The organism is Variovorax fucosicus (assembly GCF_030316825.1).
Lineage (GTDB): Bacteria > Pseudomonadota > Gammaproteobacteria > Burkholderiales > Burkholderiaceae_C > Variovorax > Variovorax fucosicus.
The window spans coordinates 2,104,132-2,126,399 of record NZ_JASZYU010000001.1 but is presented as its reverse complement, the minus strand read 5'-3'; the positions used below and the strand labels follow the sequence as shown (position 1 = coordinate 2,126,399).

Below are 22,268 nucleotides of genomic sequence, written 5' to 3'. Positions count from 1 at the left end.
CTATCCCGCCTCGACCCGCGCGCAGTACGCCTCGATGGTCCGCTTCCACGCGGGTCGGGCCAGGCACCGATCCCGATACGACGCGACGCCCGGATATGGCGCGATCAATCCCTCGTCCTTGATGCCCGAGGAAAGCACGTGCGCCATCAGGATGTCGGCGACGGTGAAGTCCTTTGTCGCGACGAACTCGCGGTCAGCGAACCAGCGCTCCAGGTTCGTCAGCATCCGATTCGCCCAGCCGACCAGGAACTCGCGGTGCTTGCCGCAGCTGCCATCCGCCGTCCAGTCGAGCACGATCAGACTGAGCAGCGGCATCTCGACCGTGTTCATCGCGGCGAAACACCAGCGCACCACCTGCGCCTCGCCGGCGCGGTCGCCGGGGATCAGGCGGCCGGACTTCTTCGCCAGGTAGACGAGGATGGCGGCGGATTCCGACACCACCAACCCGTCGTCGTCGATGGACGGGATCTGTTCGAAAGGGCTGAGCCGGCGATAGGCTTCGGTGTTCAGGTCGTGCGCGGGGTGGTCCATGCCGGCCAGCTCGAATGGCAGCTGCATCTCTTCGAGCGCCCACAGCACGCGCAGGTCGCGCGTGTGGCCGCGCGCGCCAGCGTTGACCTTCGAAAAGCCGTAGAGCTTGAGCACGGTGACGTTTCTTCGTTGAAGCTGCCTGCTGCGTAGAGTACCGTGTCTCGGCTTCGAACGCCGTCAACCGTCTAGTTTCGGACGCCCAAGACCTTACGACCCATGCTCGCCCAAACTTTGCTTCGCAGATTCCTCCTCCTCACCCTAGCCACCTTCATTCTCTTTGTTGCTTGGCAAGCCCCCATCGACGCCGCAGCCCGCACCCAGGTGCGCGAAGACCTCGCTCGTGCAGCCAAGGTCTTCGCCACCGCCCGCGCCATCGGTGCGACCTTGTCCGTTGCACAAAGCGCCAATGTCGACCTCAAGCTCTTTGGCACCGGCGTCGGAGTCTCCCCTGGCCAGGCTCTGCGCCCCGTGCAGGAGTTTGTGGATCGGTTCGCAGCGTTGATGCTCGCCGTCAGCGTCGCCTTCGGCATCCAATTGCTGCTGTTGGAAATCGGCGCGCATTGGGTGGTCTCGGCGCTGCTGTCGATCGCGATGCTCGCGGCCACTCTTACGGTGTGGCGCGGCAGAGCACCAATGCCCCGCGTGCTGCAGGCGTTGCTCGTGTTCATGCTGCTCGTGCGCTTCGCAGTACCTCTGAGCGTGGCCGCCAACGGCCTGGTCTACAAAGCTGTGATGGCGCCGGAGTACCAATCGGCGGTCGCCACCCTGGAGCAGAGTCCGGCTGTCAAGATCGAGCCGGGGCCCGATGTCGGCATGCTCACCCGGGCCAAGGCCTGGTTTCAGCGAATGGCGGACGCGCAGTCTGCAATCGAGTCGCTGTTGAGGTCGGCCAGCGACTGGGCCGATCGGATGGTTCGGCTGCTTGCGCTGTTCGCGGTGCAAACCATCGTGCTGCCCCTGGTCTTTCTCTGGCTCTTCTGGCGCGCATGTCGGTTGACGATCGATTCGCTGACACCAAGGCGGGTTCAATCGCGATGACGCAGGTGCTCAATGCGGGAATCAAGGTGGCCATAGGGCGCGGGGCCAGACGGCTGGAACAGAAGCTCGGTGACGGAGCGCAAGCATGAGTGTGGCGAGCAATGCAGAGGGTACAGGCGCCGGGAAAAAATCCGCGTCGCCGATGGGTGGTGTTTCGGATAGGCAAGCAGCTATCGCGACGCGTGGCGCCAGTTGGTTGGGTATCGCCCTAACGCTCTCTTCTGGCATAGCTATCGTATTGGCCCTGCTTGGCTATGGCGTAGCGCTCGCAGTCCAAACCAGCATGGGTATTCCCCATGCGTCGGTCTTCGGCTCCTCGCTCGATCTGTTCAACCTGGGCGGATGGGCTGTCTTTCAGGTCATCTCCAACTTCAAAGCCCTGGACAATTGGGCGTTCTACGCGGACGCGTGGAGTCTGCTGTGGCCGTTTGTTTGGAAGATATGGACAAGCGCGTTCTTCATGGGGCTGATCGCTCTTTTTTGCTTTGGACTTTATCGCCTTGCGGTGCATGTCATGCGCCTGCCTCAGAGTCAGCAGGGCGGGGTAAAGCTCCGTCAGAAGCTCCGCGAGAAGCCATGGCTCGTCATAGCGATCGTCGGGGCCTTTTCCTCGGGCCTCGTTGCGCTGTCCACTCCTGCGGTCATGTTCGCGGGCCTTCTTGCCCTGGTGTTCGGTTGTTCAGTGCTGAGCGTGATCCCACTGGCGGGTCATTTCGCGGGGACGGCACACATCAAGAATTGGGTTGTTGATCCGACGGTCTGCGTGTCAATGGAAGGCCGTTTGCAACGACTCGGCCAGCCAGCCCCCAAGCAAGTCGAAGGTCAGAAGCGAATCGTTGGTGCGGACTGCCTGTCGGTGACGCGCGCCGACGGCAAAGTGGAAAAAGGTCGGCTCGTGTTTTCGACAACGGGCGCCGTCGTGCTGTACAACCCAACGACCCATACGGTTCGGCGCGTACCGACAGAAGGTGCGGTGATCGAGGCGATCGATTCGCTCTGAGAGGAAGCCGATGGCCGAGCCGCGACAATCTCGCCTATCCGCCCTCCTTCCTCCGATCACATGAAACGCCTCATCCTCCAATCCACCCTAGCCCTCCTGGCCACCGCCTGCCTCGCCCCTCTGGCAGCCCACGCGCAGCCCACCGCCGTGCTGCGCGTCTCCGCCATCCCCGACGAAGCCCCCACCGAACTGCAGCGCAAGTTCAAGCCGCTCGGCGACTACCTGGCGCAAGCCACGGGCATGCAGGTGCAGTTCACGCCCGTGACCGACTACGCGGCGGTGGTCGAGGGGCTGGCCACCAACAAGATCGATCTGGCCTGGCTGGGCGGCTTCACCTTTGTGCAGGCCAAGCTGCGCACCGACGGCAAGGCGGTGCCTATCGTGCAGCGCGCGGAGGACGAGGTGTTCACCAGCAAGTTCATCGTGCCGACCGAGAGCAAGGCGAAGACGCTGGCCGACCTGAAGGGCGGCACCTTTGCGTTCGGGGCGCCGTCGTCCACGTCGGGCAGCCTGATGCCGCGCTACTTCCTCATGCAGGACGCGGCCAAGATCAACCCCGAGCGCGATTTCAAGACGGTGGCGTACTCGGGCGCGCACGACGCCACGGTCGCCTTCGTGGCGGCCGGCCGTGCCGATGCGGGCGTGCTCAACGCATCGGTGTGGGAGAAGCTGGTCGAGGCCAACAACCCCAACGCGGCCAAGGTGCGCGTGCTGGCGACCACGCCCACCTACTACGACTACAACTGGACGGTGCGGCCGGGCCTCGACGCGGCCACGACGAAGAAGCTGGCCGACGCGTTCCTCGCGCTCGACGCGGCCAACCCGCAGCACAAGGAGATCCTGGCGCTGCAGCGGGCATCGAAGTTCATCCCCACCAAGGCGTCGAACTACGACGGCATCGAGGCGGCCGGCCGCTCGGCCGGCCTCATCAAGTAACCCGCAGGAAGGCGACGCGACCTTGACGCTCTCGCTGCAAGGCGTGGTGCTGCGCTACCACGCCAATGGCTTCACCGCCATTGCCGATGCCACGCTGCACGTGGGGCAGGGCGAGCGCGTGGCCGTGATCGGGCCTTCGGGCGCGGGCAAGACGAGTTTGCTGCGCATCGCGGGCACCTCGGTGCGCGCGAGCGAGGGGCGCGTGACCGTGCTGGGGCAAGAGCCCTGGGCGCTGTCGGCGTCGGCGTTGAAGGCGCTGCGTGCGCGCATCGGCACGGTGCACCAGGCGCCGCCGATTCCGCCGCGGCTGCGCGTGGTCACTGCCGTGCTCGCGGGCAAGCTGGGCGCCTGGTCGGCGCTGCGGGCGATGAAATCGCTGCTGGTGCCGGCCGATGCGGCAGGCGCGCAGGCGGCGCTCGCGCGGCTGGGCCTGGGGGATCGCGTGTGGGAGCGCTGCGACCGACTCTCCGGCGGACAACTGCAGCGCGTGGGCATTGCGCGCGTGCTGTACCAGGCACCCGACCTGATGCTGGCCGACGAGCCGGTGTCTGCGCTCGACCCGACGTTGGCCGATGCCACCTTGCGCGAACTGGTGGCACAGAGCGAGGCGACGGGCGCGACGCTGCTGGCGTCGCTGCATGCGGTCGACCTGGCGCTCAAGTGGTTCGGCCGCATCGTCGGCATGCGCGAAGGCCGCATCGTGTTCGACATGGCAGCTACCGATGTGACGGCTGCGATGCTGAAAGACTTGTATGCGGCCGAAGGTGGCATCGTTCCCGTGCATGGCGTCGACGCCATCGCTGACGCAGGCGAGGGCACTGCCGACAGTCGGGCTTCGGCGCTGATGTGCCGTTGATCGGGCCTGCGGTGACCGCCACCACAGCCACGCTTCTTCGCGACCCGGCCGCACGCGGCCGTCTCACTGCGCTGCTGGTGGCGGCCGTGGTGCTGTGGCCGATGCTGCTCATCACCGATTTCCGGCCGCTCGCGCTGTTCGACGGCAACAGCCTGCGCGTGATGGGCGGTTTTCTGGCGGGCTTTCTGCCGCCCTCGATGGCGCCGGATTTTCTGGCGCTGCTGCTCAAGGCCACGCTCGAAACGCTGGCGATGGCCACCGCCGGCATTGCGCTGGCGTTGGTGATCGGCGTGCCGCTCGGGCTGCTGGTGGCGCAGTCGCTTTCCATCTCGCGGATCGGGCCCGGGTCGGGGCGCTGGCGCGGACAGGCGGTGCGCGCCGCGGCGCGCGGCCTGATGACGACCCTGCGCGCCATCCCCGAAGTGGTGTGGGCGCTGGTGCTGGTGCGCGCGCTGGGCCTGGGGCCGGCTGCGGGCGTGCTGGCGCTGGCCATCACCTACGGCGGCATGCTCGGCAAGGTGTATGCCGAGATCCTCGAATCGAGCGACACGCGGCCGGCGCGCGCGCTGCTCGAAGCCGGCAGCGGCCGCGTCGCCGCGCTCTGCTACGGGCTGCTGCCCGGCGCGGCGCAGGAGCTGGCCTCGTACACGGTCTACCGCTGGGAGTGCGCGGTGCGCGCCTCGGTGGTGATGGGCTTCGTGGGTGCGGGTGGACTCGGGCAGTTGATGGACCAGTCGATGAAGATGCTCAACGGTGGCGAGGCGAGCAGCATCCTCATCGTGTTTCTGTTTCTGGTGTTGATGGCCGATGCGTTGAGTGCGACGCTGCGCAAGGTGCTGGCATGAACGCGCGCGGCGTGGCGGTGCTGGCCTTTGTGGCGCTCGCGATCACCGCGAGCTTCGCCTACCTCGCCATCGACGTGCGCGGGCTGTTCACGGGTGAGTCGATGCGCGCGATGGGCAAGTTCGTGGCCGAGTTCTTTCCGCCGGACGTGTCGCCGGCGTTTCTTGCAAAGACAGGCTGGGGCGCACTGCAGACGCTGGCGATCTCGGCGCTCGGCACCTTGCTCGCGATGCTGGGCGGCGCATTGCTCGCGCTGCCGGCCTCGGGCCGCTTCGGCGGCGCGGCGAAGCAGGGCGCGCGCTTTTGCCTGAACGTGCTGCGCAGCGTGCCCGAACTGGTGTGGGCTGCGCTGATGGTGCTGGCCGCGGGCCTGGGCCCGTTCGCGGGCGTGCTGGCGCTGGCGCTGCACACCACGGGCGTTTTCGGCCGTCTCTTCGGCGAGGCGCTGGAAAACGCGCCGGCCTTGCCCGAGCGCGCCCTGCGCGAAGCCGGCAGTGGCGCCACGGCCGCCTTTGCCTACGGCAGCCTGCCGCTGGTGGCGCCGCAGTGGCTGGCCTACACGCTCTACCGCTGGGAGATGAACATCCGCATGGCCGCCGTGCTGGGCTTCGTGGGCGCGGGCGGGTTGGGGCAGATGCTGTACTTCCACCTGTCGCTGTTCCAGCAGACGCAGGCGGCGACGGTGATCCTGGCGATGTTCGCGATGGTGGTGGCGGTCGACAGCGCCAGCGGTCGGCTGCGGCGCGGATTGGCGCCGGCTTACGCCTGAGGCGCGTCGAGCGCGAGCACCGCGTCGGCCACGGCGGCGATGCCCGCATCCGACAGATCGTCGGCCGCCACCGCGCGCCGCTGCGCCCAGGTGCTGAAGTGCCGCTCCTGCGAGCGGGCGTAGTGCGGGTCGTAGTGCAGGCGCATCAGCTCGTCGAACAGCGGTGGCAGCTCACCCGCGCGGGCCCAGGCTTGCCAGCGGCCCACGGTTTCCTTGCCCTGCATTTCCTTCAGCAGGCCGAGCTGCGTGGCGAGCGCCTCGCGGTTGTCGCCGAGGTAGGCGTAGTCGCGCAGCAGGTAGGCCAGTCGCGCCTCGGGCGTGGCCTGCACCTCGACGCAGGCGCTCGCGCGCATGCGCGCCACCAGCGGAATCGGCAACGCGATGCGCCCGATGCGGGCGCTCTCGCCCTCGACGTACACAGTGCGCGAGAGGTCGAAGGGTTCCAGCACGGTGGCGATCTGCGTTTCGAAAGCTTTCTGCGAGGGCTGCGGCACGCCAGGCAGGGCGCCGAGCAGCGAGCCCTTGTGCCTGGCCAGGTCTTCGAGGTCGAGCACCTGCGCGCCGCGCGCCGCCAGCGCCTGCAGCACGCGCGTTTTGGCGCTGCCGGTCGCGCCGCAGATCACCTGCAGCCGCAAGCGCGGAACGCATTCGGCAAGCTGGTCCAGCACATGGTGCCTGAAGCTCTTGTAGCCGCCGGCGAGTTGCTGCGCATCCCAGCCGACCAGGCGCAGCCAGGTGACCATCGAGCCGCTGCGCAGCCCGCCGCGCCAGCAGTACACGAGCGGCTTCCAGGTGTGAGGCTTGTCCGAGAAGCGCTCGTTCAGGTGCCGCGCCAGGTTGGCCGCGACCATCGCACCGCCCACGCGGCGCGCCTCGAACGCGCCTTGCTGCTTGTAGAGCGTGCCCACGATGCGGCGCTCGTCGTCGTCGAGCACCGGGCAATTGATGGCGCCGGGGATGTGGTCGAGCGCGAACTCGGCCGGCGAGCGCGCGTCGATCACCACGTCGAACGCATGACGGTCTGCGACGCGCACGGGGCCGCGCTGGGTCATGGGTTTATTCTTCCGGGCATCATGGAACCGATCGCTCTCACACGTTTTTCACACGGCGGCGGTTGCGGCTGCAAGATTGCCCCCGGCTTGCTGGCGGAGATTCTGGCACGCGCACCGCAAGGCCTGGTGCCGCCGGAGCTGCTGGTCGGTACCGAGACCAGCGACGATGCCGCCGTCTACCGCCTCAACGCCACGCAGGCGCTGGTCGCCACCACCGACTTCTTCACGCCGATCGTCGACGACCCATACGACTTCGGCCGCATCGCGGCGACCAATGCGCTGTCGGACATCTACGCGATGGGTGGCACGCCGATCATGGCGCTGGCGCTCGTGGGCATGCCAATCGACAAGCTGCCGGCCGAGGTGATCGGCCGGGTGCTCGAAGGCGGCGCCAGCATCTGCCGCGAGGCCGGCATTCCGATCGCAGGGGGCCACAGCATCGACGTGCTGGAGCCGATCTACGGCCTGGTCGGGCTCGGCCTGGTGCACCCCGACAAGGTGCGCCGCAACTCGGCGGCCGAAGCCGGCGACGTGCTGGTGCTCGGCAAGCCGCTGGGCGTGGGCATTCTCTCGGCGGCGCTGAAGAAGGGGCTGCTCGATGCGGCCGGCTACGCCGAGATGATTCGCCACACCACGCAACTGAACCGCGTCGGCATCGAACTCGCCGCGCTCGACGGCCTGCATGCGATGACCGACGTGACCGGCTTCGGGCTGGCCGGCCATCTGCTCGAGATCTGCAAGGGCTCGGGCCTGCGCGCCGATGTGTCGCTCGACACGCTGCCGCTGATCGCGAGCGCGGTGCCCTTTGCGCAGCAGGGCATCGTGACCGGCGCCTCGGGCCGCAACTGGGCCGGCTACGGCGGGCAGATCGAATGGCCCGGCGCCGCATCCGACTGGCAACGCGCGCTGGTGGCCGACCCGCAGACCAGCGGCGGCCTGCTGGTGAGCTGCCGGCGCGACGCCGTGCCGGCCGTGCTGGCCGCCTTCCGCGCTGCGGGTTTTGCCCAGGCGGGCGAGGTCGGCGCGCTGCGCGCGACGGCGGCTGACGAGACCGCCGGCGTGTCGTTCCTCGCTTAGGCGAACGCAGCGCCCCTCAGTCGCGCCCGGCCTCGATCACTGCGCGCGCCAGGCGCTCCGGGTTGGAAAACCACATCTCGTGGCTGCCGGGGCATTCGACCAGCCGGAACAGCCCGAGCCGCTCGGACAGCCGCGGGTGCCAGGGCAGGCTGTGCGGCAGGGCCGTGTCCTGCTGGCAGTTGACGTAGGACTTGCCGATCGCCAGTTCGGCCAGCGGGCGCTGCAGCACGACCCCGTCGGTAAAGGTGCGGTAGGGATGCGGGTTCAGGATGGCGTAGGCCGAGGTGGCGAGCGCCAGGTCGGCGTCGTTGATGAAGGCCTCGCGCCAGATCTCGAAGGGCAGCACGACGGCACCGCCGTTCGCGGCCGCCATCGCGGTGAACATGCCGACGTAGTGCGGCGGCACCATGTCGTTCAGGGACTCGCCGGGCTGCGGCACGAAGGCGTTGACGTACACCAGCCGGCGCAGCCGCGGCAGCACGCGCTCCGCCACGCCCGAGATCACCATGCCGCCATAGCTGTGGCCGACCAGCCGAACCTCTTTCAGGTCGTTCGCCTCGAGGTAGTCGGCCACCGAGGCCACGGCATCGGCGAGCCCGGTGGTGGCGCGGTCGTCGCCCGGCCGGTTGCCGGCCAGCGTGGGGCAATGCACCACATGGCCGGCGTTGCGGATGTGTTGCGCGACCGCCTCGAGTTCGGCACCGGTGTGCCAGGCGCCGTGGATCAGGACATAGGTGTCGGCCATTCGGGGTCTCCTCTGGTTGTTGCAATCGGCCGCACTCTAGGGCGGGGCGGCGGCTCCGGATGGCCGCTGCGCGCCAGCGCGATGGCCGATTAGCGCCTGCCGTACTTTTTTCTCAGCGCCTGCGGCGCAGCTCGCCGGGCGTTGCGCCGAATTGCCGGCGGCATTGGCGGATGAAGTGCGAGGCATCGGCGAGGCCCACGCGGCGACCGATTTCGGCCCCGGTCAGCCGGTCGAAGCGCGGGTCGTCCAGCAGCCGTCGCGCCACTGCCATGCGGCAATCGACCAGGCATTGCCCGAAGGTGGCGCCGCCCTGGGCCAGGCAGCGGTGCAGCGTGCGCTCCGACACGCCCAGGTCGGCGGCGATGGCGCCGGCGGTGAGCCCCGGCTCGGCATGGCGCTGCTGCAGCCGTTCGCGCACGCGGCGCGCCAGCGCCTGCAGCCCCGGTGCCGGTGCCGGTGCGGCCTCGCCCGCATCTCCCGCCGCGGCATTGCCAGTGGCGAGCGCCAGCAGGGCGCCAAGCTGGTCGGCCATGAGCGCGCCCGGCAGCGGCGGCGATGCGGCCACTTCGGGCGACAGCTGGTGCATGAAGCTGCTGAGGGTGAGGCCCCAGCCCGACTGGCCATCGATGCGCCGGCCCAGCTGCGCCATCGGCTGCGGCAGCCAGGCTTCGAGCCACGCCGGCGGCAGCTCGATCGACAGCGTGTTGGCCGTCAGCGGAAAGTGGAATTCGTAGCAGAAGCGCGAGTCCACCAGCAGCATGTCGCCGGGCAGCAGCCGCGCTTCGCGGCCGGCCTGCGCCGCGTGCCATGGAACGTCGGACTTGCGCAGCAGGTAGTAGAAGTTGTCGCGGCTCTGCGCCACGGCGCGCGGTGTGCGGTAGACGTCCTGGGCGCTACCGCTCACCCGGTTCACGACCAGCGGGCCGAGCGGCGCGGCCTCGAGGCTGGCGCGAAAACCCGGGCCAAGCCGCGCGCTGACGTCCATTTCGAGGAAGCCCTCGCAGATCGCGCCGATCCAGTAGTCGAGCCGCTGCGCCGGCGGCACGGCATCGGTCGCCCAGCGGGCGATGGCGGTGGGCGCGGGGCCCGGCGGCGTGTGGGTACTTTCCAAAGGACACCTCGTTTCACGGGAACGGCGCACTGCGGGAGAATCGTGCCATGCAAATCGCCAAAGACACCGTCGTCACCCTCCGCTACAAAGTTGCCGATGCCCGGGGCAAGCTCATCGAAGAGAGCAAAGACCCGATGGTCTACCTGCACGGCGGCTATGGCAATACGCTGCCCAAGATCGAGGCCGCGCTCGACGGGCGCATGCCCGGCTACCAGGTCACGCTCGAACTCAAGCCGCAGGACGGCTTCGGCGAGCGCGACGAATCGCTCACGCGCACCATCCCCAAGTCGGAGTTCCCGCCGGGCGTGAAGGTGGGCGGCTCGCTCGAAGGCCGCAACGACCGCGGCGAGCCGCAGGTCTTCACGGTGATGAAGATCAAGGGCGACAAGGTGCTGCTCGACGGCAACCATCCGCTGGCGGGCATGGAGCTGCGCTTCAGCCTCAAGGTGACCGAGGTGCGCGCCGCATCGGAAGAAGAGATCGCGCACCGGCATGTGCATGGCGCGCACGGGCACCACCATTGAACCAGCGGGCACACTCGTCACCATGACCACCACCGACCCCAAACTCTCCGCCCGCGCGGCCGACATGAAGAAGATGGTGCTGTGCGAGCCCTGCGCCGGCATCCAGCGCAACTGGCGCCGCGCGCCGGGCCATGCCGAGCTGGTACAGCTTTCGAGCCGCAAGGAAGAGCGCAGCGATGGCGACAGCGGCGGCCACAGCGTCAATGTCACCAGCTACCGCTGCGACCGCTGCGGCACCCGCTGGGAATACGAAAACGACAAGACCAACCAGCAGGCGGGCTGGTCGGTCGTGGGGCACTAGCCGTTGAGCTTCAGCCCGGACTGATGGGCCTGATGGGGCTCATGGTCGGCTGACAATCTCAGCGTCCCGACCCTCCACCTCCACCTCCACCTCCACCTCCACCTCCACCGCCACCGCCACCGCCACCGCCGCCGCCGCCTGGCCCGCCGACACCACCGGGGCCACCGCCACCTGCGCCGCCGCCACCCGCACCACCGCCGGGGCCACCACCACCTGGGCCGCCGCCACCCGCACCACCACCGGGGCCACCGCCACCTGGGCCGCCGCCACCCGCACCACCACCGGGGCCACCGCCACCTGGGCCGCCGCCACCCGCGCCGCCGCCGGGGCCACCACCACCTGCGCCGCCACCACCCGCGCCACCGCCGGGGCCACCACCACCTGCACCGCCGCCACCAGCGCCACCACCCGCCCCGCCGCCGGGGCCACCACCACCTGGGCCGCCGCCACCCGCGCCACCGCCGGGGCCACCACCGCCGGCGCCGCCGCCACCCGCGCCACCGCCGGGACCACCACCACCTGCGCCGCCACCACCCGCGCCGCCGCCTGAACCGCCGCCGCCTGCGCCACCTCCGGCACCCGCGCCCCCGCCACCTGCACCAGCGCCGCCAGCAGCGCCAGCAGCGCCCGCAGCGCCCGCACCACCAGCCCCGCCGCCCCCCGGGCCGCCCGCGGCTGCACCTGCGCCGGTGCTTCCGGCCGCGCTGCTCCCGCCGCCATTGCCCGCCACCGCGGCGCTGGTGACGGCGCCGCTGCCACCGGCAACGCTATACAACGCTTCCTTTCCGGGGCGGGGTGCTGTCGGCCCCGTGGAGGCAGGTGCGATCGTTGCCGTCGGGGGAATCGCCGCCAGAACAGGCGCCTGCACCCGCGGCGCACTGGGCCCCGCGGGGGCGGGTGCGATGGTCGCCGTCGGGGCAACCGCTGCCGGAATGGGCGTCTGCACCCACGGCGCACTGGCCACGGGCATCGACCGTTCCCTGTATTCGCCGCTTGGCACCGGGGCCGGCACGCGCGGCCTGGTGGCGGCAAACGCGGGTTTGGAAATCTTCGTCCGAGCCGGCAGCGGCGCTGCCGTCTGCTCCGCCGGCTCCGTTTGCTCCGTTTGCTCTTTCTGGAGTGGCGGTTCCGGCGAGGCGTCGGTCGGCGCTGGTGCCGTGCTCGCTGGTGCCGTGCTCCGAGGCTCCCGGGAATGCGTGCCGAAGATGACAACCACGGCATCCGATGGCCGGGTGTCGCTGGCAGCCTTGGATGCCGCCTCCTTGCTGCTCACGTCAGCGGCCTGCTGAGGGGCCTTGCCCACCGGGGCCGTGGCGTCTGGCGCTGGCACGAGGACCACGCTGGAAGGCCGATCGCGCAACAGCTCATCGGGCTCGCGAACAAGGAACGCGTAGGCCAGCCCGAGGCCGAGCAGCACCACGCCCACAGCCGCGAAGGTTGGCATCCAGCTTCGTTCAGGAGGAACGGCGGTGACGCTGGGGGCGCGGGGGGTGTCCCTGCCTTGCTGCCAGGTACTGAAGCTTTTGATTCGTTCCAGCTCCGAGGGACCACTTGGCGCAAAGCCGGGGAGTTGGCCAGCGCAGCCAGAACAGAACATCGCGTTGCCGCGGTTGCGCGCTCCGCATGTCGCGCACTCAACCGGCATCTTGAGAACGCTATCGCCCAGTCGCAGCGCGGCGCTCATATGTGCCTCCGCGCACAGGAGCAGAGGTTTTCCCAAGGATCGCGGGGTGTGTTGAAGGCCGGCATCGCCATGGCTTTCCTCGTGGTTCTGAGCGCATGTGAAAACTTCCCATGCAGGCGAAAGTTTTCGTTTGGCTGCACCGATCCGGCTGTAAGACGAAACCGCCTCCTCTTGTCATGGCAAGGAAGAAGCCTTCGGATGGCCTCGCACGGCGAGGCCGCGCCGCACGGGTCAGAACCGCAGCGCGTCCACCCGGTTGAGCACCGCCCGCACCACGCTCCAGGCCGTGAGGGCCGAGGTTTTGGGGTTGTCGGGCGAGGGCAGGTTGTGCGCGCTGAACTCGAGCTGGCCGAAGGCGCCCGCGGCGGCGATGTGGTGCACGTTGCAGTCCGCGCCGGGGTCGGCGATCAGCGTCACGCGCGTGCGGTCGAAGCCGACGCCGGCCAGCGCCACAGTGGCGGCCACGTTGGCATTTTTGGGAAACTGCAGCGCCGCCTGGCGCGCGCTGCCTTCGAAGACCACGGTGGGTGCGGTGAGCAGGTCGAGCGGCCATTGCGCCTCGGCCGGCGTGCCCGACCAGGCCTGCGGCGGCTTGCGGCCGGTGTAGTGCACGCTGTCGAGTCCGCCGACGGCGGCGGCGGCCAGTGCATCGATGGCACCGATGGCACCGCTCATCAATTGCGCCGAGGTGCCGCCCTGTTCAGCTGCGGCGCGCACCTCGTCGGCGACCTGCGGCAAGGCCAGCGCGCCGACCGAACAGATGAAGCACGGGATGCCCCGCTGCAGCGCCGGCACCACGTGCTCGGTCACGGCGCGGCTGCCGGCCATTTCGATCACCAGGTCGCAGGCGTCCCAGGGCACGGCTGCGACCACCGGCACGCCGTGCCAACCCGGGGCCACGCCGGGCTCCGGCGCGCTGGCCGCGCCTGCGGCACGCACCACTGCCGCGATGCGCACCGCATCGCCGTGCGCGACCAGCCGGCTGTGGACTTCGGCCGCAATGGCGCCTGCACCGATGAATGTCACGCGCAACAAGGAGAACCTTCGGGGTAATTGTGGTGGGGCCATTCTGCCCACACCCGCACCCCGATCAGCGCGCGACGCTGCTAGAGCCCGTGCACGATGCCGGCACCGCCCGTCGTTTCGGGAACGAATAATGTCGCCTCGCCCACGCGATCGAAGCGGTGCTCGCGGTCGGAAATGCGCACCGCCGGCATGTTCGTCCAGATCACCACCTCGCGCCCGCCTGCCACTGGCCGGCTGCGGGTTACCTTGAAGACCGGCGGAATCACGATGCTGAAGTCAACGGCCTTCGAGGCCTGCATCGGGGCATTGCCGGGGCCTGCCAATGCCGGCGACGCCGACAGCAGCAACCCCTCCAGCAGGGTGGCTGCCGCCACCCACGCGCCTCTGCTCGTTGCGCCGAGAGGAACTTGCTTTCGATCCACGGCCAGGTTGCTCGTCAAGTGCGGTGTGATGTATGCCCCGTTCAGTGCCAGCCGGTGGCGCCGTGCGACTCCACCTCTTTGCGGCAGGCCTCGAGATCAAGTTGGGTGCGTGCCAGCGCGAGGGCGGCGCCGGGTTCATGACGGGCCAGCGCATCGAGCTGGCTGGCGTAGAGCTTGGTGAGCTCCTGCCACTGGCAAAAAGACGAACTCATTCCTGGGTATTCGAAAGTCATGTTGGTTTCCTGCGTGCAAAACCTGCTCCCTGCATCAAAGGGTGGCGCGGGGTGACCGTCGTCGGCATGTGGCAATGCCGCGCGCGGGCGTAAGGGAATGCGCTGGACTGCCGGGTAAGGGTGCACGGTGGTTCTCCTATGTTCCTTGCCCCCATTGAAGCCCCCGCCATCCCGTCCGGTAACTAGCATTACTGATAGGTAGCAGCGCCGCGGCGCGCAGCAGCGTGCAGTAGTGCCGGATGCCATGGTTTTAATTCGCGCTGGACACCGGCGTATCGCGGCACGAAGCTTGCGGCTTTGTCCGGCGTTCATGAATCCGACCACTGCCACTTTCGATACCGCCCGTTTGCTCGCAACGCTGGACCGCCTCGAGCCCTGGATGACCGACGCGCTGGGCGCGTTCGTGGCCGCACGCAGCCCATCGGGCGCGGAGCAGCCTGCAGCGGTGTTTCTGGAGCAGGCGCTGCACGAACTCGGCCTGGACGCCGAGCGCATCGTGCTCGACAGCAGCCTGCTCGAAGGCCTGCCGATGTTCTCGTGCCCCTGCGACCCCGACAACGGCCGCTACAACCTGCTGGCACGCCATCTGCCGCGCGCAGGCGGTGGCCGCTCGGTGCTGTTCAACGGTCACATCGACGTGGTGCCGACCGGGCCCGAAACGCTGTGGACACAGCCGCCTTACGTGCCCTGGGTGGCCGACGGCTGGCTGCACGGCCGCGGCGCGGGCGACATGAAGGGCGGCATCGTCTGCGCGCTGATGGCGTTTCGCGCGCTGCGCGAGATGGGGCTGCAGCCAGCGGGCATCGTGGGCTTCAACGCGGTGCTCGACGAAGAGAACACCGGCAACGGCACGCTCGCCACGGTGCATGCGCTGCAGAACGCGATGGGCAAGGCCCGGCTCACCGACTTCGACGCGGTGATCATTCCCGAGCCCTTTGGCGAAACGCTGATGAGCGCGCAAGTCGGCGTGTGCTGGCTGTTCGTGGAGATCACCGGCAAGCCGGCCCACGTGGCCTACATGCACCAGGGCGTGAATCCGATCGAGGCCGGCATCGCAGTCATGGCCGACCTGAAGGTGCTCGAAGCCGAGTGGAATGCGGCCGAAGTGCGGCACCCGGCGTTCAAGGATGTGACGCACCCGATCAACTTCAACCTGGGCCGCATCGAAGGCGGCGAGTGGAACTCGTCGGTGCCCTGCACCTGCACGCTGGGGCTGCGCTTCAGCTTTTTCCCCGGCGTCACGGCCGAGGATGCAACGCGCCAGGTGAGCGAGCGCATCCGCGCGACGGCGGCCCGGCTCAACCCGGCGCTGACGGTCGAGCTGCGCTCGCAGGGCCATTTCTCGCCGGGTTGCGAATACAACCTGGACGCGCCGGCGATGCAGGCGCTCGCCGAAGCGCATCGCGCGGTGACCGGGACGTTGCCCGAACGGCTGGCCTGCACGGCCACCACCGACGGCCGGCACTTCGCGTTGATGACCGACATTCCGGTGACCAACTACGGGCCGATCGCCCGCAACATCCACGGCATCGACGAAGCGGTGTCACTCGCCAGCATGAAGCGCGTGGCTGCGGCCATGGCGCTGTTCATGGCGGACTGGTGCGGCGTGGAGCCGATCGATGAAGGCTGATCAGAGCGCGGCGAGCGCCGTGTCGAGCGTATCGACCAGCAGATCGGCATGCGTTTCCGTGAACACCATCGGCGGGCGGATCTTCAGCGTGTTGGCGTGTTCGCCGGTGGCGCTCAGCAATACGCCGCGCTCGCGCAGCCCGTTGACGATGCGCACCGTCTGGGCGGTGGCCGGGGTTTTTGCGGCGCGGTCGGTCACGAGTTCGACGCCGGTGAACAGACCCGCGCCGCGCACGTCGCCGATCAGCGCATGGCGCCCGGCCAGTTCGGTGATGCGGCCGCGCAGGTAATTGCCGACGCGTTGTGCGCTGGCCACCAGGCCTTCGCGCTCGATCACGTCGAGCACCGCCATGCCCGCGGCCATCGACACCGGGTTGCCGCCAAAGGTGTTGAAGTAGCGGCACTCGCGGCCGAATGCGGCCAGCACCTCGGGCTGGACGGCCAGCCCGGCCAGCGGATGACCGGCGCCGAGCGGCTTGCCCATGGTGACCATGTCGGGCAACACGCCGTGGCGCTGGAAACCCCAGAAGCTGTCGCCGCTGCGGCCCAGGCCGGCCTGCACCTCATCGGCGATGAAGAGGCCACCGGCCTCACGCACCGCATCGACCGCCTCGGCCATGAAGCCGGGCGGGTCGGTGAAGATGCCGTCGCTGGAGAACACGGTGTCCACCATCAGCGCAGCCGGACGCATGCCGTGCGCCTTCAGGTCGGCGATGGCTTCGCGCACGCCGCTTGCGAAGACAGCACCCATCTGCGCAGGCGCGATGCGGTAGCTGTCGGGCGCGGGCACGGTGCGCACGTTGTCGCCCAACTGCACGAACTTGCCGAGCGAGGGCGACGCCACTGCAATGGCCGAAGTCACGCCGTGGTACGCGAAGCGGGTGACGATGAGGCCATCTGCCTTGGTGTGCGAGCGTGCGATACGCATGGCGAGGTCATTGGCTTCGCTGCCGGTGCAGGTGAACATCGCGTGCGCGAGTTCCGGCGGCATCGTCGCCAGCAGCCGCTCGGCATAGTCGAGCACGCCTTCGTGCAGGTAGCGCGTGTGCGTGTTGAGCACACCGGCCTGGCGCGCGATGGCCTCGACCACATGCGGGTGGCAGTGGCCAACCGAGGCGACGTTGTTGTAGGCATCGAGGTAGCGCGTGCCGTCGGCGTCGTACAGCCACGCGCCCTCGCCGCGCACCGGGTGCAGCGGGGTTTCGTAGAACAGGCGGTAGGCCGGGCCGAGCACGCGGGCGCGGCGTTCCATCAGGGCCTGGGTGTCTGCAGGGATCGGGGACATGCGAGCTTTCAGTTCAGGCCGCAGGCGTTGCGGAAGGCTTCAGTCGCGGCCCGGGCGCCGATGCGCTCGCAGGCCTGCAGGCGCGCCCACGAGAGCGCGTTGTTGCGCAGCAGATAAGGAGCGTTCTCGGGGTAGCGCGCGGCGCGCCAGCCGCTGATGGCGACCACCATCACCAGCCGCGCCGTGATCATCGTGAACAGCACCTCGACCTCGGCCGGTGCCAGCGGCCGCACCGCGTGGTACGCGGCGACGAAGGGCACGATGTCGACCAGCGGATCGTCGCCGGTGCCGATCTGGTAGGCCGCGGCCACGGCCAGGTCGTCGATGCAGGGCGCGCGCACCATGTCGCCGAAATCGAGGATCGCGGCGATGCGGTCGGTGTCATCCGGCGCCACCAGCACGTTGTAGATGTTGAAGTCGTTGTGGATCGGCTGCGCGGGCAGCGTGCGCAGCAGCGGCGCGGCCTCGCGCTCGAAACGGTCGAGGGCACCACTTGCGAGGGCGCGGCGTTCGGCGTCGGCAATGTGCACGAGCAGGCCGCGCACGCTGTCGGCACGCTGGATGTCCCATGGCAGCGGCAGGTCGCCGGCCGGGTGGTCGAAGCCGGCGAGCGCGAGGTCGAGCCGGGCCAGCATGCGCGCCAGGTTCTGCTGCTGCAGCGGCGTGCGCGGCGCCTCCGGCAGCGGCAGACCGGGCAGGTAGGTGAAAAGGCGCACCACGCGCGACAGCCCGTCGCCGGGGTCGCAGAGGAACGACGGCTCGCCTTGTTGTGTGGGCACGATGCGCTGCACGGGCAGGCCGGGGTCGGTGGCCGCGAGGTGGAGCAGGGCCTGGGTCTGGAAGTCGGCCACCAGCGCGGTCTCGGCCGGGTGCGAGATCTTCAGCATGAAGCGCGCGCCATCGCTCGCGCGTTCGAGCCGGTAGTTGCGGTCGCGCTCGCCGGTGAGAGTCTTCATCTCGCCGGTGATGCCGTAGCGCTCCCGCGCAAGCTGGCGCACCCAGGCCGCGTCGAGTTCGGGCGAGCCTTCGCTCAGCACCGGCACGTCGTCGAAATCAACGCTTGTCATGCGGCCCCTGAAAAGCCGCGCAGCGCGCTCGCAATGTTGGGCCCGAGGTCGTCGGACAGGTAGCCGCCTTCCTGCACCAGCACGGTCGGCAGGCCGAGCCGTGCGATCTCGGCCAGCAGCACCGCAAAGCCTGCGGTCTGGATCTTCATGCCCTTGTACGGATCGTGCTCGTGCGCGTCGAGGCCGAGCGCCACCACCAGCGCGCCGGGCGCGAAGGCCCGGATGCTGTCGCAGGCGTCGCGCAGCACCGGCAGGTAGCCGTCGATGTCGGTGCCGAGCGCCAGCGGCTTGTTGATGTTGTAGCCCAGGCCTTCGCCCTCGCCGCGCTCGTGCGCATGGCCGGTGAAGAAGGGCGTGAAGTTGCGCGGGTCGCCATGCAGCGAGAGGGTCAGCACATCGGAGCGGCGGTAGAAGATGCCCTGCGTGCCGTTGCCGTGGTGCACGTCGATGTCGAGGATCGCCACGCGGCCGTGCACGCCGCGCAGGTGCTGCGCCGCGATGGCGACGTTGTTCAGGTAGCAGAAGCCGTTGGCGCGGTCCACATACGCGTGGTGGCCCGGCGGCCGGCACAGCGCGTAGGCAACGCGCTCGCCGTCGAGCACCAGCTGCGCCGCATGCGTGGCCATGTTGGCCGAGGCGATGGCAGCCTGCCAGGTGTGCGCGCCGATCGTGCAGGCGGCGTCGCCCATGTGGAAGCCGGCCTGGCCGACCACGCTCTCGGGGTAGGTGCAGGGCTGGCCCGGGAACGGGTGGATGTTGGGCATGACCTCGTCCGACGGATCGTCCAGCAGCTGCCAGCGCGCATGGGCCGTTTCCAGAAAGCGCAGGTACTCGGGCGTGTGGATCGCCGCGCGCGGGCCGGGGCCGAAGTCGCGCGTGGCGACGATCTCGTGGCCCGCCTGCTCGACCGCCTGCAACAGGCGGAACGCGCGCTCCGGCTGCTCGTTGCTGCGCTTGAGTTTGCCGCGCACCATGAAGAGCTGCGGGTCATGGTGCTTGTGCGTATCGCTGTAGACGACTTTCATCGATCGGCTCCGCGAGGGGTGGCGGCAACTGCTCCGTGCTGCTCGACGAACAGCGCGCGCACGTGCTGCCACGCGTCGTCGAGGTGCAGCCGCATCGCGGCGCGGGCGGCTGCCACATCGCGCTTCACCAGCGCGTCGGACAGCGGGCGATGCGTCTCGGCCATGGCCGCGGGGTCGTGGTAGACCGCATCGCACAGCGCGATGATCATGCGCATCTCGGTCTGCGTGTTGGAGAAGATGCGGTGCAGGTGCGCGTTGCCCGAGAGCTCGCTGATCAGCGTGTGGAACTCCAGGTCGCGCGCGATGCGCTTGTGCTGCGGCTCGGTCGGCGCCAGGTCGACCATGGAATCGACGAACACCGGCAAGCGCGCCAGATCGGCATCGCTGGCCTTGATGCAGGCGCGCTCGATCGCGGTGAGTTCGAGGCAGATGCGCACTTCGAACAGTTCGTCGATTTCCTGCACGCTGATGGTTCGCACCGCGAAGCCGTGGCGCGGCCGTGCCACCAGCACGCCCTGCCGTTCCAGCCGGCGCGCCGCTTCGCGCACCGGCGCACGGCTGATGCCCATGCGGCGCGCGATGTCGGCCTCGACGATGCGGCTGCCGGGTGCGAGCCGGCCCTCGACGATGGCGCGCGTCAGTTGCGCCTCGACCAGGCCGACCAGGTCGGTCGATTCGACCGATTCGAAAACCGAGGCGTCCGCGCTGTCGGCAGAGGAGGGGGAAGAAGAGGGAGGGAATGCCATGTGCTTTTGTCTCGCGGTGCGGGGCGTTGTCGCCGTTATTTTCACAAGCCGGCGGCGGGCCGTGCCCGTGCCAGGTAGAGGCCGGCCGCCACGATCAGGGCGATGCCGGCGAGCGCCAGGCCGTCGGGCGGCTTGTGGAACCAGAAGGTGCTGAAGCCCACGGCCAACAGCAACTGGAAGTAGTTGAGCGGCGCGAGCGTGGAAGCCTCGACGCGCTCGAAGGCCGCCAGCAGCAGCCACTGCGCGGCCCCGCTGCAGGCGCCGCCTGCCAGCAGCAGCGCCACCGCGCCCCAGGGTGGCGCCTCGGCCGGTAGGAAGAAGGGCGCTGGAATGGCCGTGGCCACGAGGCACACCAGTGCCGTCCACGCGTATTGCACCGGGCTCGGCACCAGGCCTGCAAGCCGCCGCGTGAGCAGCTGGAAGATCGCATAGCAGACCGCCGCCACCGCCATCAGCACCGTGCCGAGCCAGGGCAGGTCGCCGCCGGGCCGCACGATCAGCAGCATGCCTGCGAAGCCCACCGTCACCGCGACCCAGCGGCTGCGCCGCACATGCTCGCCGAGCAGCCAGGGCGACAGCGCCACCATCAGCAGCGGCGCGGTGAAATAGATCGCGGTGGCCTCGGCCAGCGGCATCCAGATCAGCGCGGTCATGAAACAGGTGGCGACGGTGGCGAGCATCACGCCGCGCAACAGCAGCAGCTTCTTCTGCGGCACGCGCCACAGGCGCAGGTCGCCATGGCGCAGCAGCATCGCGAGCGCGATGCAGATCACCGCAACGTAGCGCATCAGGTTGACGAAAGGCGCCGGGTAGAACTGCAGCATGTACTTGCAGAACGCGTCGTAGCTGGCAAAGGCCACCAGCGCGCAGAAAAAGAGCGCGACACCCGTGGCCTTCGAGCCGGGCGGGCGCAGCGCGATGGCGGCCGTGGCAGCAGTCATGCGAGCAGCTGGTCGTCGGTGAAGAAGGCCCGCATCAGAGCGAGGCCTCGAACAGTTCGAATGCGCGGTCGAAGCGCGCGAACATTTCGTCGACCTGTTCGGCGGTGATGATGAGCGGCGGGCAGAACGCCACCGCGTCGCCCATGGCGCGCACGATCAGGCCCTGCGCGAGCGCGAGCTCGGCGAGCCGTGCGCCGGCTTTCAGGGCCGGGTCGAACGGCGTGCGTTTCGCGGGGTCGGCCGAGAGCTCGATCGCGCCGATCAGGCCGACGCCGCGCACCTCGCCGACGTGGGCGCGCGACGCATGGCGCTGCAGGCCGCGCTGGAACCGGGGCGCGAGCGACTGCACGTGCGCGAGGATGTTGTCGTCCTCGTAGACCTGCAGCGTCTCGAGCGCGATCGCCGCCGCGACCGGATGGCCCGAGTAGGTGAAGCCGTGGCCGAAGGTGCCGATCTTGCCGCTGTTGGCAGCCACCGCCGCGTGCACCTTCTCGTTGACCATCACCGCCGAGATCGCCGCGTAGCCCGACGACAGCGCCTTGGCCGAAGTGAGGATGTCGGGCTGCAGGCCGAAGGTGTTGGAGCCGAACATCTCGCCGGTGCGGCAGTAGCCGCAGATCACCTCGTCGGCGATCAGCAGCACCTCGTACTTGCGCAGCACGGCCTGCACCTTCTCGAAGTAGGTGGCTGGCGGCACCAGCACGCCGCCGGCGCCCATCACCGGCTCGGCGATGAAGGCCGCCACCGTTTCGGGGCCTTCGGCCAGGATGCGCTGTTCCAGCGCATCGGCCAGCCGCGTCGCGAAGGCTTCCTCGCTCTCGCCGGCTTCGGCGAAGCGGTAGTGGTGCGGGCACTCCACATGCAGGATGCGGTCGATCGGCAGGTCGAAGTCGCGGTGGTTCGGCACCAGCCCGCTCAGGCTGGCCGCCGCGACGGTGACGCCGTGGTACGCGTTCTTGCGCGCGATGATCTTCTTCTTGGCCGGCTTGCCGATGGCGTTGTGGTAGTACCAGACCAGCTTGACCGCGCTGTCGTTGGCCTCGGATCCGGAGTTGGCGAAGAACACTTTCGACATCGGCACCGGTGCCAGCGTCAGCAGCTTTTCGGCCAGCGCGATGGCGGCCGGGTTCGAGCGGCCGTTGAAGGTGTGATAGTACGGAAGCCCATGCAGCGCCTCGCTGCCGGCCCTGGCCAGCCGCGCGTTGCTGAAGCCCAGTGACGCGCACCACAGGCCCGACATCGCTTCGAGGTAGCGGCGGCCCTGGTCGTCTTCCACGAAGATGCCGTCGCCGCGCGTGATCACCAGCGGCCCGACCTGCGGATGGGTGGCCAGGTTGGTGAAGGGGTGCAGGTGCGCTGCGATGTCGTGGGCAGCGCGTTCGGCGACGGTGATGGCGTTCATGGCAGGAAGGGCAGTGCGGCAAGTT

General features: G+C 69.1%; 25 protein-coding genes. 11 read left to right on the top strand and 14 right to left on the bottom strand.

The window, feature by feature from the left end:
- Entirely contained in the window at window positions 1–645 is a 645-nt protein-coding gene (locus QTI05_RS10145) for a glutathione S-transferase family protein (RefSeq protein ID WP_286624244.1), read from the bottom strand.
- Between the two features lie 102 nt (window positions 646–747).
- On the opposite strand from QTI05_RS10145, the gene QTI05_RS10140 reads away from it, so the two are divergent.
- From QTI05_RS10140 to phnE, 6 genes are all read left to right on the top strand, one after another.
- Window positions 748–1,569 carry a hypothetical protein gene (locus QTI05_RS10140; protein WP_286624243.1) on the top strand — a complete coding sequence of 274 codons (822 nt, stop codon included), beginning with the start codon at window positions 748–750 and terminating at the stop codon, window positions 1,567–1,569.
- Between the two features lie 85 nt (window positions 1,570–1,654).
- A complete protein-coding gene (locus tag QTI05_RS10135; RefSeq protein ID WP_286624242.1) occupies window positions 1,655–2,569 on the top strand; it encodes a hypothetical protein in 915 nt (304 codons plus the stop codon).
- 60 nt (window positions 2,570–2,629) lie between these two features.
- Window positions 2,630–3,505 carry a putative selenate ABC transporter substrate-binding protein gene (locus tag QTI05_RS10130; RefSeq protein ID WP_286624241.1) on the top strand — a complete coding sequence of 292 codons (876 nt, stop codon included), beginning with the start codon at window positions 2,630–2,632 and terminating at the stop codon, window positions 3,503–3,505.
- 22 nt (window positions 3,506–3,527) lie between these two features.
- Window positions 3,528–4,361 carry a phosphonate ABC transporter ATP-binding protein gene (locus QTI05_RS10125; protein ID WP_286624240.1) on the top strand — a complete coding sequence of 278 codons (834 nt, stop codon included), beginning with the start codon at window positions 3,528–3,530 and terminating at the stop codon, window positions 4,359–4,361.
- 11 nt (window positions 4,362–4,372) lie between these two features.
- A complete protein-coding gene (locus QTI05_RS10120) occupies window positions 4,373–5,206 on the top strand; it encodes a PhnE/PtxC family ABC transporter permease (RefSeq protein WP_286624238.1) in 834 nt (277 codons plus the stop codon).
- Window positions 5,203–5,973 (top strand): phosphonate ABC transporter, permease protein PhnE, encoded by a 771-nt coding sequence (phnE, locus tag QTI05_RS10115; RefSeq protein ID WP_286624237.1) that lies wholly within the window; start codon window positions 5,203–5,205, stop codon window positions 5,971–5,973. The genes QTI05_RS10120 and phnE overlap by 4 nt, the downstream gene beginning before the upstream one ends.
- Here the strand turns inward: phnE and mnmH are convergent.
- Window positions 5,964–7,025, bottom strand: a complete 1,062-nt coding sequence (gene mnmH, locus QTI05_RS10110; RefSeq protein WP_286624235.1) for a tRNA 2-selenouridine(34) synthase MnmH — start codon at window positions 7,023–7,025, stop codon at window positions 5,964–5,966. The two genes, phnE and mnmH, sit on opposite strands and share 10 nt — an antisense overlap.
- A 21-nt stretch (window positions 7,026–7,046) precedes the next feature.
- Here mnmH and selD point away from each other — a divergent pair, with 21 nt between their 5' ends.
- Complete coding sequence (gene selD / locus QTI05_RS10105; protein ID WP_286624234.1) at window positions 7,047–8,102, top strand: selenide, water dikinase SelD; 1,056 nt, start codon at window positions 7,047–7,049, stop codon at window positions 8,100–8,102.
- 16 nt (window positions 8,103–8,118) lie between these two features.
- Here selD and QTI05_RS10100 read toward each other — a convergent pair whose 3' ends face one another.
- Together QTI05_RS10100 and QTI05_RS10095 are read right to left on the bottom strand one after the other, a co-directional pair.
- Window positions 8,119–8,847, bottom strand: a complete 729-nt coding sequence (locus QTI05_RS10100; protein ID WP_286624233.1) for an alpha/beta fold hydrolase — start codon at window positions 8,845–8,847, stop codon at window positions 8,119–8,121.
- Between the two features lie 112 nt (window positions 8,848–8,959).
- Window positions 8,960–9,958, bottom strand: coding sequence for a helix-turn-helix domain-containing protein (locus QTI05_RS10095; protein WP_286624231.1), 999 nt, complete (start codon window positions 9,956–9,958; stop codon window positions 8,960–8,962).
- Between the two features lie 47 nt (window positions 9,959–10,005).
- Here QTI05_RS10095 and QTI05_RS10090 point away from each other — a divergent pair, with 47 nt between their 5' ends.
- Both QTI05_RS10090 and QTI05_RS10085 read left to right on the top strand, forming a co-directional pair.
- On the top strand, window positions 10,006–10,482 hold the full coding sequence (locus QTI05_RS10090) for an FKBP-type peptidyl-prolyl cis-trans isomerase (protein ID WP_286540341.1): 477 nt from the start codon (window positions 10,006–10,008) through the stop codon (window positions 10,480–10,482).
- A gap of 22 nt (window positions 10,483–10,504) precedes the next feature.
- Complete coding sequence (locus QTI05_RS10085; RefSeq protein ID WP_286624229.1) at window positions 10,505–10,783, top strand: hypothetical protein; 279 nt, start codon at window positions 10,505–10,507, stop codon at window positions 10,781–10,783.
- Window positions 10,784–10,822: 39 nt separating this feature from the next.
- Here QTI05_RS10085 and QTI05_RS10080 read toward each other — a convergent pair whose 3' ends face one another.
- Complete coding sequence (locus QTI05_RS10080; RefSeq protein ID WP_286657805.1) at window positions 10,823–11,503, bottom strand: hypothetical protein; 681 nt, start codon at window positions 11,501–11,503, stop codon at window positions 10,823–10,825.
- Between the two features lie 212 nt (window positions 11,504–11,715).
- Here QTI05_RS10080 and QTI05_RS10075 point away from each other — a divergent pair, with 212 nt between their 5' ends.
- Window positions 11,716–12,072: a hypothetical protein gene (locus QTI05_RS10075; protein WP_286540347.1), complete on the top strand. Its 357-nt coding sequence runs from the start codon at window positions 11,716–11,718 to the stop codon at window positions 12,070–12,072.
- Between the two features lie 626 nt (window positions 12,073–12,698).
- Here the strand turns inward: QTI05_RS10075 and QTI05_RS10070 are convergent.
- From QTI05_RS10070 to QTI05_RS10060, 3 genes are all read right to left on the bottom strand, one after another.
- Entirely contained in the window at window positions 12,699–13,499 is an 801-nt protein-coding gene (locus tag QTI05_RS10070) for an aspartate dehydrogenase (RefSeq protein ID WP_444812893.1), read from the bottom strand.
- Between the two features lie 74 nt (window positions 13,500–13,573).
- Window positions 13,574–13,867: a hypothetical protein gene (locus QTI05_RS10065; RefSeq protein WP_286540350.1), complete on the bottom strand. Its 294-nt coding sequence runs from the start codon at window positions 13,865–13,867 to the stop codon at window positions 13,574–13,576.
- Window positions 13,868–13,956: 89 nt separating this feature from the next.
- The gene (locus QTI05_RS10060) at window positions 13,957–14,127 is read right to left on the bottom strand and encodes a hypothetical protein (protein WP_286540351.1); all 171 of its coding nucleotides are present in this window, start codon (window positions 14,125–14,127) and stop codon (window positions 13,957–13,959) included.
- A gap of 331 nt (window positions 14,128–14,458) precedes the next feature.
- On the opposite strand from QTI05_RS10060, the gene QTI05_RS10055 reads away from it, so the two are divergent.
- On the top strand, window positions 14,459–15,778 hold the full coding sequence (locus QTI05_RS10055; RefSeq protein ID WP_286624224.1) for an ArgE/DapE family deacylase: 1,320 nt from the start codon (window positions 14,459–14,461) through the stop codon (window positions 15,776–15,778).
- Here QTI05_RS10055 and QTI05_RS10050 read toward each other — a convergent pair whose 3' ends face one another.
- The 6 genes from QTI05_RS10050 to QTI05_RS10025 are packed head-to-tail and all read right to left on the bottom strand — an operon-like array spanning window position 15,779 to window position 22,243.
- Window positions 15,779–17,062, bottom strand: coding sequence for an aspartate aminotransferase family protein (locus QTI05_RS10050; RefSeq protein WP_286624222.1), 1,284 nt, complete (start codon window positions 17,060–17,062; stop codon window positions 15,779–15,781).
- An 8-nt stretch (window positions 17,063–17,070) separates the two neighbouring features.
- The gene (locus tag QTI05_RS10045) at window positions 17,071–18,129 is read right to left on the bottom strand and encodes a phosphotransferase (protein WP_286624221.1); all 1,059 of its coding nucleotides are present in this window, start codon (window positions 18,127–18,129) and stop codon (window positions 17,071–17,073) included.
- A complete protein-coding gene (locus tag QTI05_RS10040) occupies window positions 18,126–19,154 on the bottom strand; it encodes a histone deacetylase family protein (RefSeq protein WP_286624219.1) in 1,029 nt (342 codons plus the stop codon). Before QTI05_RS10040 ends, QTI05_RS10045 begins: the two co-directional genes overlap by 4 nt.
- Complete coding sequence (locus QTI05_RS10035) at window positions 19,151–19,900, bottom strand: GntR family transcriptional regulator (protein WP_286624217.1); 750 nt, start codon at window positions 19,898–19,900, stop codon at window positions 19,151–19,153. The genes QTI05_RS10040 and QTI05_RS10035 overlap by 4 nt, the downstream gene beginning before the upstream one ends.
- A 41-nt stretch (window positions 19,901–19,941) precedes the next feature.
- On the bottom strand, window positions 19,942–20,841 hold the full coding sequence (locus QTI05_RS10030) for a DMT family transporter (RefSeq protein WP_286624216.1): 900 nt from the start codon (window positions 20,839–20,841) through the stop codon (window positions 19,942–19,944).
- Between the two features lie 34 nt (window positions 20,842–20,875).
- A complete protein-coding gene (locus QTI05_RS10025; protein WP_286624215.1) occupies window positions 20,876–22,243 on the bottom strand; it encodes an aspartate aminotransferase family protein in 1,368 nt (455 codons plus the stop codon).
- Between the last annotated feature and the right edge of the window lie 25 nt (window positions 22,244–22,268).